The organism is Synechococcus sp. RC10B2 (assembly GCF_047502635.1).
Map to the genome: position 1 here is coordinate 18321 of NZ_JANSHO010000052.1, position 13708 is coordinate 32028.

Genomic DNA, 13708 nt, shown 5'->3' on the forward strand with positions numbered 1-13708 from the left:
GCGTAGGCGAGGGAGTAGAACAAGACTATGCAAGAAAGCGTAAGCATTGCTGCAAGGCCCGCTGCACTGAGCCCAGGTAACCCTCTCCAAACAAGTTGAGATGGTTGAGCCAGTGGTAGAGCTGGTAGAGGGGCTTGCGGTGAGGATACCCCTCGTCCAGGGGATAGGCCTCTTGATAGGCCCGGTAGAACTCCGCCGGGAAGCCGCCAAAAAGCTCAGTCATCGCCAGATCCGTCTCCCGATCCCCGTAGTAGGTGGCTGGGTCAAAAATCACCGGCGAGCCGTCGGGCAAGGCGCCGTAGTTGCCGCCCCAGAGATCCCCGTGCAGCAGAGACGGGACGGGTCGGTAGTCCAGAAAGAAAGTCTCTAGCTCCGCCATTACCCGCTCGGCTTGCGCCACCCACGCGCCGCGGTAACCCCGCTGACAAGCCAGCTTGACCTGGTAGAGCAGTCGCTGTTCCCGGTAGAAGTCCAGCCAGTTCTGTCGCCAACTGTTGATCTGCGGCGTCGAGCCGATGGTGTTGTTGCGATCCCAGCCGTAGTGGCCGTTGGGGGAGAGCGTGCGGTGTAACTGGGCCAACTGGGATCCCAGCAGACTCCCCGTTTGGGGGCGGGGCGAGGTCAGCTCCAGATATTCCAACACCAGGTAGGCTTGCCCACCGACGGATCCCCAGGCCATCGGCTGCGGCACCCGCACAGCCTTGGCTGCCGCCAAAGTTTGCAGGCCTGCCGCTTCCGCCGCAAACATCTCCAGCGCTCCCTCTCCTCCCCGTGCCACTTTAACAAAGTAGTCCCTAGTTTCCTGGGCAGAAAAAGCTTGGAGCACACAGGAGAGCCGGTAGGCAGCGTTGATGCTGCCCCCGCCCACAGGACGGTAGTGTAGAGGACGCAAGGGATCCCCTGTGATTTCAGAAAGGTGCTGAGCGACGGCCTGCCAAAAGTTCTGCATCAGTACCCTATTTTCCTTCCGTGGGCGTCGCTGCCTCAGGATCTAAAACAGCTCCTGCCCCGTAGGAGTCGATGTCAACCGCTTGGGATCCCCCCACCGCCAACAGCTCCATCAGGGATCCCAGCCGCCACCAGATCAATCCTGCTGTGCTGAAGACAAGGATCCCGCCCACCAGAGCAGCCAAGCCCAAAGATAGGCCAAACACGTTCAAACAGGCAGCCACAAAGCCGAAGGTAAACACACAGCAGAGAGTATAGGTGAGGATCACCCCCGGCGTGCGGTAGCGAATCTGCCCCTGGCTCTCTCGGTTCTGCTGCCAAAGAGCTACCTGGTACTCCAACTTGTCTTTAAAGATGATGCCGAAAATAACCGCGAAGAAGCTGAGCAGGGCAATGGCCGAGTAGATAGGGGGGTTGACAAAGCTACGGGAAAACTCGCCGCCAGCGTAAAGAGACTCCATGAAGCTTACCTGATCCCAGTCCTCCTTAGCTTAACATTTCTTAGCATCTTCTGCTGCGGAGTCAGCATCTAAGAGAAATCGGAGCAGGTCGAGCCGTCTCAGCTACCCCCTCTCAGACAACCACCTGGGGCATCAGTTGCTCAACCAATAGGAGCAGAGTATTGGCCACAGAGGCCGGCTCTTGGGCATTTAGGGTCGTGTGGGGAATCGATTGGTTGTTCAAGATCAGCAAAATGTCTTCTGGATCCCAGGCATTGGGGTGATCGACATGGGTGATCCCAATAACCGAGGGAACATCTGTCCTCGCCTTCATGAAAGCTTGAATAGCCTGAGCGTTGCGAAACTGACCGGGCAGGTGGGCGGGCACCAAAAGGATGTACCCATGGGCGCGCCGGATCAAAATATCCCACATAAAGCTGAAGCGGGCCTGGCCGGGGGTGCCGTAGAGATGCAGCCACATCTCTTCTTCCTCTTCTCCGATCCTCAGGCGGCCAAAGTCCATGCTGACCGTTGTGCTCTGCTTCAGCTCTGCCACCTCATCGGTGGCCTTGCGATCTGTATCGACCACTTCGATCTCACTAATGGTGCGGATAAAAGTGGACTTTCCAGCCCCCACCGGCCCGGTTACGACGATGCGGAGAATGTTGTCCATAGTCAGCCCCTGCCCTAAACCCCTAGCCTAAATCTGCCCCTAGAGCCCTTGCCGAATTAAGAAGCTAAGTTGCTGGCGCCGGTGGCAATAAGACGCTTAAACAACGCCTCGCTCATGCCCGTTTCCTGCTGCACAGCGTTGTAAGCCACCTCCAGATAGGCTTGCTCGATAAAGGAGAGATCGATCATGCAGACCTTGCTCAGGCTCATCCGCAGTTGCTCGGGCTTGCCCTCTTTGACCAGCCGGCGGCTCACCTCCTGCACAACCGTGGCCATGGCCGGCACCACGTGTTGAGGGCCAATGCCAACGCGCACATGAACTAGGCCAATTTTCCAGCGGCGCTCGGCGTACTGGGGGCCCCAGTTGTCCATGCCTGTAAACATTTCCTTAAACCAGTCCGTAAAAGTCTGGCCCAGCCGTTGCCGGTTGTGCTTAGCAATAACAGCTGCCATCTCAGCATCGCGATCCAAATAGCCGTAAAAGGCATCCGACATTTCTGTGGCGATGCTGCTGCCCCAGTCGGCACTTTGCTGCAAAATCTTCCTGTCTTCGTCTGTAAATTCGGTGCGCGAGATCAAGACTTGTAGCAGCTCCAAAGGTTTGATAGTCATAGTTCCCTCAAAATCAAGCGAAAATCAAAACCCAGCTTCCCTGCTTAGCTTGCCTACTTCATCGCTTCTGCAATGCTTGCGGCCACTCGCTTCATTTCCAAAAAGAGCAAGCCTTGCTTAACTTCATGGCTGGCTAGCGTCAGCAAAACGGCGTCAGGTCCGCAACTGGTTAAAACGCCGTACCCTTTTTCTCCCTGCACAAAAATTCTCTCTATGGCTCCGCGGCTCAGCTCTTTCCCAATTCGTTCCCCCAGAGAAAGCATAGCCGCCGACATGGCCGATGCCCTTTCTTCGTCCATGCCTGCTGGCAATGCAGAGGCCAGAGGCAAGCCATCTGGCGTGACCACTGCTGCTCCTTGAACTTCCGGCGTGCTGGAAACGTAATTCTGGAGAATTGCTTGCAAAGAGGATAAATTAGCCATCCTTTCTCTCCCTGCTTTCAAGACTTTTTGTCATTTTTTCTCGTATCTATTTGCTGATACTTCTATCTGCTGTAGAAATAGTACTGCAAAGATCTGCCAGAAGATCTCCTCGCTCAAAAATCTCTCACTTATCCCGAACCCCCCTCAGCAAAGTAGCCAGCCGCGAGACGAGGGAGGGCTTAACCCGGTCGCTTCCCTGTGAGAAAGAGGGTAGTTTGGTGCTCGGCTTTTCCTTCGCAGCTTCCAAGCTTTCTGCCACCGCCGTCAACTTGTCCGAAACCAGCAAAGAGGGAACAATGGCCGTTGGGCCATCACAGGGGCTGATGAGCCCCAGCTTGGCCAGGCGGGCGCAGGCATAGCGCACTTCCAGAAGATCTGCCCCCAACGCCCGGGCCAACTCAGCCAGGTTGCGAGAGGGGGAAACTCCCTCCAAGACTCCCCACTCCAAAGGCGAAAGCCTGTACAAGGGCAGCTCGCTGCTGGTGCGCCAGAAGTAGCTGTCCGGCTGCGGCAGACTTTCTTCAGGACGCTGGTCCAGCTTGAGCTGCTGCAGCGCTTCCAAAACCACGGCACTGGCACCCTTGCTCAGGCCGGTCATCTCGCGATAGGGCAGGCGCACACTAGGCAAGAAGCTGAACTGGCCCGCTTCCAGGGCAAACAAGCTGTAGAGACCTACCTGCAGTTGGTGGCGAAAGAGCTTGGCCAAAGCCACAGGCGAAATTAACCCCTGCCGCTGCAGACACCGCCCCAGCGGCTCTTCCGGGCCACAGAAAGAGGCCAGCTTTTCCACCACCCGCTCGCTAACCAGGCCGGAGCGGGCCAGCAAACCCTCCAAGCGATGTTCCTCTTCGGGGGGCAGAGCTGCAATCACCCGACCTTGGTAAAACCAGATTTTGTAGATGCCGTTTGGGGCCCAGACGGAAAGTTGACCTGTTTTGCTGCCCCTTTCAACTAGCTGCAACAAGTCAGGCAGAGAAAATTCCCGGAGGTCTCCGACTATGGCCATGGCCAGCCTCCCTCGCGTAGTGTTTTAGGGATCCCCGCAACACATCCTATTCTCGACCAAATATTTTCCCCGGACAACTATGCAGTCGCGGAAAAGGCTGACTTTCCCGCTACCCGACCTGGCAGCAGTTACACTGAATCCCGAGTCGTTGACTCGACCAGCTATTTCTCGCGAATGCTCCTAAGAAGCATGGAGAGGCGGCTGACCAAGGAGGGCTTAGCCGGCTCCCTTGTCTCTCCAAGGTTATTTGCTCCCGAAGCCTTAGAAGTGCCCACCAGAGAAGGCTGAGGCATAGCTATTGGGCCTTCACAGGGAGCGATGAGTCCAAGCTTAGCTAAGCGCGCGCAGGCATAGCGCACCTCCAACAAATCAGCCCCCAATGCCCGCGCTAGATCAGCTAGCTTGCGGGAAGGAGAGACCTGCTCCAAGATCGACCACTCCAGCGGCGAAAGCTTGTATAGAGGAAGCTCAAGGCTGGTGCGCCAGAAGTAGCTGTCCGGCTGAGGCAAGTTTTCTTCCCGACGTTGATCCTGCTTCAGCTGCTGCAGCCCTTCCAAAACTACGGCCGAAGCCTCCTTGCTTAAGCCAGTCATCTCTTGATAGGGCAACGGTACGTTGGGTAAGAAGCTGAACTGGCCCGCTTCCAAGGCAAAGAGGCAGTAGAGCCCCACTTGCAGTTGATGGCGAAAGAGCTTGACCAAATCTACAGGGGAGATCAACCCTTGCTGCTGCAGGCAACGCCCCAGAGGTTCCTCCAGACCCCTGGCAACCAACTGGCTAATCACCTGGCTGTCCACTAGCCTAGAGCCAGTCAGCAGGTTTTCCAAGCGATGCTTTTCTTCAGGGGGCAAAGCGGCAATCACCCGGCCTTGATAAAGCCAGATGCGGTAGATACCATTGGGCGCCCAGACAGACAATTGCCCCGATTTCTTACCCTTCTCCATCAAATGCAATAGGTCGCTCAGGGAGAATTCCTGAAGATCCCCTAGCATTGCCATACTTTTACTCCCCTTGCCCCTCTAGGATCAGTTTCTCCAGTATTTTCACGGATCTTGCTCCGTTAGGCAAAAAACCAAAGAGTGCCCTCATGGGCTAGTCTGAACTTAATCATAAGCCCAGGTTGCAAAAGGTTAAAGATGATGCATTTTTTAGTCAGAGTTAGTCGAACTTGCTAAATTTTCCTAACTTGTATGCAGCAGTTGCTATGTCAGCAGCTCAGTAAAAACTCGGAAGATTAACAAATATTTAACAATCAATGTTCGGTTGTTCGCAGCCTCTAACACTTTTTAGCTGTAGCTACTCGAAAATTCACGGGGCACAAATGTTCTCCTCAAGAGAATCGAATTGAGGGTTACACTGAGGGAGCTCAAGGCCATGAGACCCCCAGCCATTGCCGGGCTCAAGCCAATGCCAAAGGCGGGCAGGAGCACCCCTGCTGCCAGCGGGATCCCCAGCAGGTTGTAGCCAATAGCCCAGAGGAGGTTTTGCTGGATCTTGTGAAAGGTGGCGCGGCTGAGACGGATGGCTTCCACGACGTCCCAGAGGCGGTTGCGCATGAGGATGATATCGGCAGTCTCCAGAGCGGCAGCAGTAGCAGAGTGCAGGGCAATGCCCACATCGGCCTGGGCTAAAGCCGGTGCATCGTTGATGCCATCGCCCACCATGGCAACTCTCTGGCCCTGGGCCTGCAGATCTCGGATGACTTGAGCCTTGTCGGCTGGCTGCACCTCGGCGATGGTGCGGATCCCTGGCACCTGCAAAGCTTGGGCCACCTGGTGAGCCACCTCGGCTCGATCCCCAGTCAGTAAGACCACCTGTAGGCCCATTTTCTGGAGCTGTTGCAGCGTTGCCTGGGCATCAGGCCGCAAGGGATCCTGGGCCGCCAACAGCCCCACCAGGGATCCCGCCACGGCCACCCCCACCACCGTTTTGCCAGCTTGTAGCAGCGCCTGGGCTTGGGCCTGCGCTTGCGGGGAAATCGGGATCCCTAGGGCGGCCAGCCCCTCTAAGGAGGCCAAGATGACCTCTTGCCCTTCCACCCGCGCCGAGGCCCCCAGGCCTGGCTGAGTGTAAAACTCGTCGGCAGAGAGCAGGGGTAGTCCTCGCTCGCGGAGGGCCCCCAAAATGGCCTGGGCCAGGGGATGGCGGGTGCCGCTTTCCACCGTGGCCGCCAGTTGCAGCAGCCGAGCCGGATCCAGAGAGGGGTCGAGGGCCAGGCAATCTGTTAGGTGCGGATCCCCCTGGGTGAGGGTGCCGGTTTTGTCGAAGACAACCGTTTGCAGGCGGTGGGTTTTCTCCAGGACATCGCCGCCGCGGATGAGCAGCCCCCGCTCCGCGCCCAGGCCGGTGCCCACCAGAATGGCCGTCGGCGTCGCCAATCCGAGGGCACAGGGGCAGGCCACCACCAGCACCGAGATGGCCAGCTTAAGGCTGAGGAGCAGAGGGGTGGGGTGGGGCGGGTGATCCGCCAGGTGCAGAGGGGAGTGAAGGCCGACCCCCCTCAGGAGCTCGCTGCCCCACAAGGGGATCCCAACCCAGTACCAGAAGGCGAAGGTGAGAAGGGCCAGCACCACCACCCCGTAGGTGAAGTAGCCGGCCACCCGGTCGGCCAGGCCCTGGATGGGGGCCTTGCGGGCCTGGGCTTCTTCCACCAAGCGGATGATCTGGGCCAGGGTGGTGTCTTTGCCGGTGCGCGTAGCTTGGCACAGCAGCAGCCCCGATTGGTTGACCGTCCCGGCCACGACCGGATCCCCTGGCTGTTTGAGCACGGGTAGGGATTCCCCGGTGAGCATGCCCTCGTCCACCGTGGCCTGGCCGGCAATTACTTCCCCATCCACCGGGATCTGCTCGCCAGCCCGCACCTGCAGCCAGTCTCCCACCTGCACCTGTTCCACGGGGCACTGCTCTGCCGCCAGCTCGCCTTTGCTCAGGTCTTCGGCTGGGGATCCTGACCGTTGAGAGGGTCGGACTCGCCAAGCAACGCTGGGGCGCAGGCTGAGCAGCGATTGCAAACTGCTGGCCGCCCGCAGACGGCTCTGCTGTTCCAGGGCCCGCCCCAGCAGGATGAAGCTGAGCAGCATCACCGGCTCTTCAAAGAAGCACTCCCAGCCCACCTGCGGGGCCAGCAACCCCACCAGACTGGCCAGGTAGGCGGATCCGGATCCCAGGGTAACTAGCGTGTTCATGTTGGGGGCCAGCCGCCGCGCCGCCCGCCAGCCGTCCAGGACAATGCCCCGAGCTGGGCCAAGAAAAGTCAACGTCGCCAACCCCCAGTGCAGCCAGACGTCGTTGAGAACGGGCAAGCCCAAACGGGTGAACAGATCCAGGTGGCCAGCGGCAGAGACCAGCAGCAAAAAAGCGGCGGCGAGGGCCTGGCGAATTTGGTCTTGGGTTTGCCGCCGCTGCCGGGCCAGGGGATCCGCGGGCGCGTCCAGGGCCTTTTCGCCCGCTACCAAGGGGGCCTGATTTTGGGGAAAAGTGCTGGGAAACCCCGCCTCTGTCAAGATCCGGGCCAGCTGTTCTGGGTCAGGCTGGATCCCGGGGGCAAATTCCACAAGGGCCGACTCGGTAACCAAGTTAACCCTGGCCTTGACCACTCCAGGCTGGCTTAGGAGCAGCTGCTCAACGGTCCGGACGCAGCCAGCACAACTCATCCCCCCTACTTGGAGCAGCAGGGATCCGTTCCCAGCCAATTCTGAGGGCCTATCCTCCACAGCGGGCTTGGCTGGCTGGGTTTCTTCCCCAGGGTGCGGCGCCTCTGCAGGGGCCATTACAGGGACTCCCTCGACCTCGCTTTTTGGCGCCATCGGCAAAATCAGGAATGAGGGGTACTCTCCCTATCCTAACGCTGGGATCCCCGCCACTACCCCCTTTGAACTCGCCGCTCAAACTCCTCGCGGGTGGCATCCACCAGTTGCACTGCCTCTGGATAGAGCTGCGGATGGTTTTGCTTTAGCCAACTCAGCAGCCGCGCCAACTGGGCGGCGCAGAGATCCAGATCGGCCTGAAAAATCACTGCCGCCGCCATGTGCTGGGCGTATTCAGGGGGATGGCCCTGCTGCGTCAGCTCCGCCGTCAAGGCGGCCAGGGCCTGCTGGCGAACAGAGGGGGCGGAGCCTTCAGAAGTGGACATGGGCAGGATCCCTTAGTTGGAAGAGTAGCGGCGCAGGGCCAGGGTCACGTTATGCCCCCCAAACCCGAAGGCATTGACCAGGGCCACGTCAACGGCCATCTGCCGTGCCCTGTGGGGGACAAAGTCCAGCCCCTCGCACTCGGGGTCGAGGTTGTCCAGGTTGAGGGTAGGGGGAACCCAGCCGTGGTGGATGGCCAGGGCCGTCGCCACGGTGGCAACGCCGCCTGCTCCCCCCAACAAATGGCCCGTCATGGACTTGGTGGCGCTGATGGCTAGGCGAGGGGCATGCTCACCAAAAACTGCCCTGATGGCCTGCACCTCGGCAACATCCCCCACAGGCGTGCCGGTGGCATGGGCGTTGATGTGCTGCACCTGGTCAGGCTGGATCCCGGCATCTTTAAGGGCTAGCCGCATCGCACGGGCGGCACCTTCGCCAGCGGGGGCGGGGTTGGTGATGTGGTGGGCGTCGCAGGTGAGGCCGTAGCCGACGATCTCGGCATAGATCTTGGCGCCGCGGGCGCGAGCATGCTCCAGCTCCTCCAGCAGCAGGATCCCTGCCCCTTCCCCCATGACAAAGCCATCCCGATCCCGGTCAAAGGGCCGGCAGGCCTGCTCCGGGGCGTGGTTGCGGGTGGAAAGAGCTTTCATGGCGCTAAACCCGGCCACCGACAGAGGGGTTACGGCTGCCTCCGTACCCCCCGCAATCACAGCCTGTACCTCTCCCCGCTGCAGGAGCCGGAAGGCATCACCAATGGCGTTGGAGCCGGAAGCACAGGCTGTTACCGTACAGAAATTGGGCCCCTTGGCGCCAAAGTGAATGGCCACGTGGCCTGCTGCCATATTTGCAATCATCATCGGCACCATAAAGGGGCTGCAGCGATCTGGCCCTTTCTGGAGATAAATGGTCTGCTGCTCTTCCAAGACCCGGATGCCGCCGATGCCGCTGCCCAGCACCACCCCCACCTGCTCAGCATTGAGATGGGTAATCCGAAATTGGGCATCCTCTAGGGCCTGCTGAGTGGCAGCCAACGCCAGGTGGACAAAGCGGTCAGTGCGCTTGACATCCTTGCGATCTAGGTAGTCGAGGGGATCAAACCCCTTCACCTCCCCAGCAATGCGGCACTCGTGGCGGGAGGCGTCGAAGTGGGTAATTGGCCCAATGCCAGAGCGCCCTGCCAGCAAGCCCTGCCAGAACTCGCCAGGAGAATTGCCAAGGGGGGTTATCGCCCCTAGCCCCGTGATGACAACACGGCGATGGAAGTTGGATGGGATGGACATAGGAGCGGCGGCAGGATCCACGACAACCATGAGCAGTTTCGACGCGGTACCCTCCGGTTAGAAGGAAGGCAAGCCGGCAGAATTGCCCTCTCCCAGGCTAGGCAGCTTTCTTAGAGAGGATGTAGTTGACGGCATCCTGCACAGTGGCAATGCCCTCCGCATCTTCATCGGGGATTTCCAGATCGAACTCCTCCTCGAAGGCCATGACCAGCTCCACCGTATCGAGGCTGTCGGCTCCTAGGTCGTTCTGGAAATTAGCTTCCAGGGTTACTTTGTCGTCCTCTACGCCTAGTTGATCGGACACGATCTTGCGAACACGGCTGTAAACTTCATCTGCGCTCATGCTTGGAACCCTAGATATCGATCGACTGAGAGTGTCTTGGCTAAGCCAACCGGCAGCTATCGAAGTATCCCCTATTGTATCGGACAACGGATCCCCTCTTGTGAAGAGGCTTGCTTTTGTCGCTGCAGAGGGGTGGAGAATTGAGCTGTGGCCCTTTTCGATTGTCGCAAAGAGAAGCTAGGATAGCCTACTGCACCTTTTGATTTGGATTCCCAAGGAGAACTGGCTTCCATGCCCCGCGCCTATGAGACAATGCTGATCGTGCGCCCCGACCTCTCGGACGAACCCTTGCAACAACTCCTCACCGAGCAGGAATCGCTCCTACGAGAAAACGGGGCAACTGGCCTGGAAATTACCAACAGAGGCAAGCGCCGCTTTGCCGGGTTTGAGATGAAGAAGTTCAAGGAAGGCCTCTACATCCAGTTCAACTACGAGGCCGAGCCAAGGACAGTGGCCACCTGGGAGAAAAATCTGCGCATCAACGAGAGCATCCTGCGCTACATGACTCTGCGCGTGAACTAGGTTGACGGGATCCGGGTCTGGAGGCATGGTAAAGGTAGTTGAGCTGCCTTCTTTTAACGCCCCAATAGACTTTACAGTGGCTCTGTCATGAACTCGATTGTCTTGATGGGGGAAGTGGCCAGCGAGCCGGAGCTGCGCTACACTCCCGACAACCTGGCCGTTACCTCACTGGTGCTGCGCTTTCCCAGCTTGCGCCCAGAGGAGCCACCGTACCAAGTGCGGGTTGCCTTTTTTGGAGAGCTGGCCCAGCGGGTGGTGGACACCTGCCGCGTGGGGGATCAGATCACGGTGGAGGGCCAACTGCACATGAATGTGGTGGAGCGGGATGGGCGTAAGGAAAAGTTGGCCGAGATCACCGCGCGTCGCGTCCACCAACTGGGATCGGCGCGGGTTCTCTCTCTGACGGGGATGGGTGAGTCTGCAACTGTGGACTCCTCTGAAGGAGGGGGGGCTTCCCCAGCGGAGCCGGACGATATTCCGTTCTAGCGGTGCAAGTTTTGCTGGGATCCCCTATGTTGCCAAGACTGGGCGCCGGTGAGCCCTTGGCATCTCTGCAAGTGATCGGCCACTCGGTGCAGGGGCGTCCCATTTACCTTTGGCAGCTCACCCAGGGGATCCGCCCCTTGCTGCTGGTCGGCGGCGTACATGGCGATGAGGTGGAAGGCTATGCCCTGATCGAGCGCTATGTGGCTTCTGGGAAATGGAGATCCTTGGAGGGCAGGGCTGCGCTTTGGGCGATCCCATGCCTGAACCCGGATGGCTGTGCCCTAGGGCAACGGCTCAACGCCAACGGCGTGGATCTCAACCGCAATCTGCCCACGCAAGATTGGATCGCGGCTTCTTTGGAAGCTCGCTATCCGCCGGGAGCGGCCCCAGGCTCCGAGCCGGAGACACAAGCGTTGTTGGCGAGTTTGGCCCAGATTCGACCCCGATTTGTCCTTTCTACCCACTCCTGCCAGAACGATCCCTACGTGAACTACAATGGCCCTGCCCTTGAGCTGGCTCAGGTGATGGCTGCTCGCAACGGCCTGCCGGTAACCGACGACATCGGCTATCCCACCCCTGGCTCTTTGGGCACCTGGGCGGGGCAGGAACGGCGGATCCCCACCCTGACGCTGGAACTGCTGCGCAGGCGGTGTTAGAGTGGACAGCCCAGGAGGATGAGTTCTGACCTGTGTCAAGATCTCTGAACTTTCATTGCCAATCCGACAGGTCATCCGAGATGCCCGCGGTTTTCTCGCCCAGTTCTTTTACAACACAGATAGATGAGGGCAAAGAAAAAAGGAACTTGGAGTCGAAACCGAAGTCAAGCCTTGTCTTTTGCCCATCTGTTAGCCATTTGGAGGAAGTCGGTATGTTCAGCAGGATTTTGGTGGCGGTGGATCGGTCGGAGCTGAGCCAGGGAGTGTTTCAAAAGGCCGTCCAACTGGCCAAGGCCATGCAGGCCGAGATGATGATCCTCCATGTTTTGTCCCAGGAAGAGCCCGGTGCCCCAGAGCCGCCCATGATCTTGGGGGTGGATTACAGCTCCACCATCAGCGCTGAGCTGTGGCAGTCTTATCGGGAGCAGTGTGCCATCTTCGAGCAAAACCAGATGGACTACCTGCGCTCGCTGGTGGAGAAAGCCGCTGAGCAGGGAGTTCGCGCCGAGTACCGCCTCAACTACGGCAACCCCGGTCGGGTCATCTGCGACTTGGCCCGCTCTTGGAAGGCGGACTTGATTGTGGTGGGCCGCCGCGGCCACTCCGGCCTGAGCGAGCTGTTTTTGGGCAGCGTCAGCAACTACGTGCTCCACCGGGCCCCCTGCTCGGTGTTGACGATCCAGGGCGAGGCTCTGAAAAAAGCAGCCTCAGCCAAAGAAGAGACAACCACCGCCTCTGCCAGCTAAGAAAAGCCCGCCGGCCACCGCTAGGAGCCTGAGGAAGACCCTCCCCGTTGGTCCCTTGTCTCCTCCGCTTTGCCCTCCAGCAAGCGGTTCACTTCGGTTTCCACGCTGTTGAAGGTGCTGAGGTCGATGACGGCAATATCCGGCTGATAGCTGCTTTGTACATAGGCACGCAGGCCGGCAGACGTCAAGCTCAACCTCAAGGGATCCCGACCGTCCTCGCCCTTGGCCTCAAAGGTCAGCTTCAGATCTGGCTCGGCCAAGGCTTTTTGGGCGTCTGGATCCGTCTCCGGCAGGAACTCCTTGGCGCGGGCGGCATTGAGGCTGGAGAAGAGGGAGCTGAGGTTGACCGGCTGGCCCGGTTGCTCCGGATTTTCCCAGCGCAGATCCAGGGATCCCTTCTCCTGGGGCAGAGGATTGAGGGTAACCCGCTCCCCTTGGGATTCCAGGGTAACTGGGCCCACCTGGTTGGGGTTGAGACGGGCGATGCGGTGATCCCGCAGCTCCTCGAAGTCGGAGCGGAGAATGTCGGCGGTGCTGGTGAGGAGGGTGGCCACCGCCGGGTGCTCGGAGGTGATGACGTACACCTGGCCCTCTTTTTCCGCTCCCAAGGCCACAGTCAGGGTCTTGCCATCCTTGAGCTCAACGGTTAGCTGGGCAGAAGGCTTCTCCAGACCATAAGGAGCCAGCTCCGCTTTGGTTTCAGCCGGAAACTCCACCGCTTGCAGGCGAGACAACGTATTGAGCAGACGGTCGACGTTCAGGTCATCGGCAGGCAGCTCGCGGGGCTCGACGATCTGCCACGTATTTTCTTGTCGCTCCAAGCGAACGACCTCTGGCTCTGCCTCGGCCAACTGCACCTGCAGAGACTTCACCGCCGCTGTGTCAAAGCGCAGCAGAGTTTTGTCCCGCAAAGCCAGCAGAGAAGGCAAGAGGGATCCCTTCTGGGTGCTGGCCAAGAGCACCACCTCTCCCCCTTCTGGCCTGGCGTAGAAGCCGGAGCCGTCGAAGTTGTCGTTGCCAATGTCCAGGCGGTAGGGATCCCCCTCTTGGGGGAAGAGGGCGATCTGGTGGCGCGGCTTATCTAGGCCGAAGGCCGCCAAATCCTCAGCCCCTTCCAGCGTGATTTGAGGCGTGAGGCGGGAGAAGCTGTTGAGCAACTGCTCCACCGGGAAGTCCAGCGCCGCCGACTGGATGGGACGGATAATGCGCCAACGGGATCCCTCTTCTGCCTCAGGAGTGCGCTCCAAAAGGATTTCCTCCGGTTCCCCCTCTTGCTGCTGGCGAATCTCGATGCGGGCAATGGTGTCGGGGGCAAAGTGGAAAAGCCGCGCCCGCTCCGCTTGCTGCTGCTGGCGCAGTTGCTGGAAGTTGTCAAAGAGGAAATACCCCAGCAGAGCAGCCACTGCCAAGCCCAAGAGAATCCAGGTGCTGCGCTTGAACATGCT

16 protein-coding genes are annotated in these 13708 nt (G+C 59.4%); 4 read left to right on the forward strand and 12 right to left on the reverse strand.

Going from position 1 to position 13708, the window contains the following annotated elements; translation table 11 throughout:
• Positions 1 to 25 precede the first annotated feature (25 nt).
• The 11 genes from NW855_RS06050 to NW855_RS06100 form a co-directional block, all read right to left on the reverse strand.
• Positions 26 to 949, reverse strand: coding sequence for a fructosamine kinase family protein (locus NW855_RS06050; protein ID WP_414508523.1), 924 nt, complete (start codon positions 947 to 949; stop codon positions 26 to 28).
• Between the two features lie 7 nt (positions 950 to 956).
• Entirely contained in the window at positions 957 to 1409 is a 453-nt protein-coding gene (locus NW855_RS06055; protein ID WP_011431634.1) for a hypothetical protein, read from the reverse strand.
• A 112-nt stretch (positions 1410 to 1521) separates the two neighbouring features.
• A complete protein-coding gene (locus NW855_RS06060; RefSeq protein WP_011431635.1) occupies positions 1522 to 2061 on the reverse strand; it encodes a GTP-binding protein in 540 nt (179 codons plus the stop codon).
• A 56-nt stretch (positions 2062 to 2117) separates the two neighbouring features.
• Positions 2118 to 2672: a protoglobin domain-containing protein gene (locus NW855_RS06065; RefSeq protein ID WP_011431636.1), complete on the reverse strand. Its 555-nt coding sequence runs from the start codon at positions 2670 to 2672 to the stop codon at positions 2118 to 2120.
• Positions 2673 to 2725: 53 nt separating this feature from the next.
• A complete protein-coding gene (locus NW855_RS06070) occupies positions 2726 to 3094 on the reverse strand; it encodes a roadblock/LC7 domain-containing protein (protein WP_011431637.1) in 369 nt (122 codons plus the stop codon).
• Positions 3095 to 3218: 124 nt separating this feature from the next.
• Positions 3219 to 4100 (reverse strand): DUF4388 domain-containing protein, encoded by an 882-nt coding sequence (locus NW855_RS06075; RefSeq protein WP_414508524.1) that lies wholly within the window; start codon positions 4098 to 4100, stop codon positions 3219 to 3221.
• 161 nt (positions 4101 to 4261) lie between these two features.
• A complete protein-coding gene (locus NW855_RS06080) occupies positions 4262 to 5098 on the reverse strand; it encodes a DUF4388 domain-containing protein (protein ID WP_414402418.1) in 837 nt (278 codons plus the stop codon).
• Positions 5099 to 5386: 288 nt separating this feature from the next.
• Complete coding sequence (locus tag NW855_RS06085) at positions 5387 to 7870, reverse strand: heavy metal translocating P-type ATPase (protein WP_414508525.1); 2484 nt, start codon at positions 7868 to 7870, stop codon at positions 5387 to 5389.
• Between the two features lie 92 nt (positions 7871 to 7962).
• On the reverse strand, positions 7963 to 8232 hold the full coding sequence (locus NW855_RS06090) for a hypothetical protein (RefSeq protein ID WP_099812671.1): 270 nt from the start codon (positions 8230 to 8232) through the stop codon (positions 7963 to 7965).
• 12 nt (positions 8233 to 8244) lie between these two features.
• Positions 8245 to 9510, reverse strand: coding sequence for a beta-ketoacyl-ACP synthase II (gene fabF, locus NW855_RS06095; RefSeq protein ID WP_414508526.1), 1266 nt, complete (start codon positions 9508 to 9510; stop codon positions 8245 to 8247).
• Between the two features lie 97 nt (positions 9511 to 9607).
• Positions 9608 to 9853 carry an acyl carrier protein gene (locus NW855_RS06100; protein WP_011431644.1) on the reverse strand — a complete coding sequence of 82 codons (246 nt, stop codon included), beginning with the start codon at positions 9851 to 9853 and terminating at the stop codon, positions 9608 to 9610.
• Between the two features lie 231 nt (positions 9854 to 10084).
• On the opposite strand from NW855_RS06100, the gene rpsF reads away from it, so the two are divergent.
• The 4 genes from rpsF to NW855_RS06120 all read left to right on the forward strand — a co-directional run bounded on the left by rpsF (position 10085) and on the right by NW855_RS06120 (position 12263).
• A complete protein-coding gene (gene rpsF, locus NW855_RS06105; RefSeq protein WP_011431645.1) occupies positions 10085 to 10375 on the forward strand; it encodes a 30S ribosomal protein S6 in 291 nt (96 codons plus the stop codon).
• An 87-nt stretch (positions 10376 to 10462) separates the two neighbouring features.
• Positions 10463 to 10861 carry a single-stranded DNA-binding protein gene (locus NW855_RS06110; protein WP_099812668.1) on the forward strand — a complete coding sequence of 133 codons (399 nt, stop codon included), beginning with the start codon at positions 10463 to 10465 and terminating at the stop codon, positions 10859 to 10861.
• 56 nt (positions 10862 to 10917) lie between these two features.
• Positions 10918 to 11517: a M14 family zinc carboxypeptidase gene (locus NW855_RS06115; protein ID WP_414508527.1), complete on the forward strand. Its 600-nt coding sequence runs from the start codon at positions 10918 to 10920 to the stop codon at positions 11515 to 11517.
• A 212-nt stretch (positions 11518 to 11729) separates the two neighbouring features.
• Complete coding sequence (locus NW855_RS06120; RefSeq protein WP_041438695.1) at positions 11730 to 12263, forward strand: universal stress protein; 534 nt, start codon at positions 11730 to 11732, stop codon at positions 12261 to 12263.
• 20 nt (positions 12264 to 12283) lie between these two features.
• Here NW855_RS06120 and NW855_RS06125 read toward each other — a convergent pair whose 3' ends face one another.
• Complete coding sequence (locus NW855_RS06125; protein WP_099884425.1) at positions 12284 to 13705, reverse strand: DUF4340 domain-containing protein; 1422 nt, start codon at positions 13703 to 13705, stop codon at positions 12284 to 12286.
• Positions 13706 to 13708 lie beyond the last annotated feature (3 nt).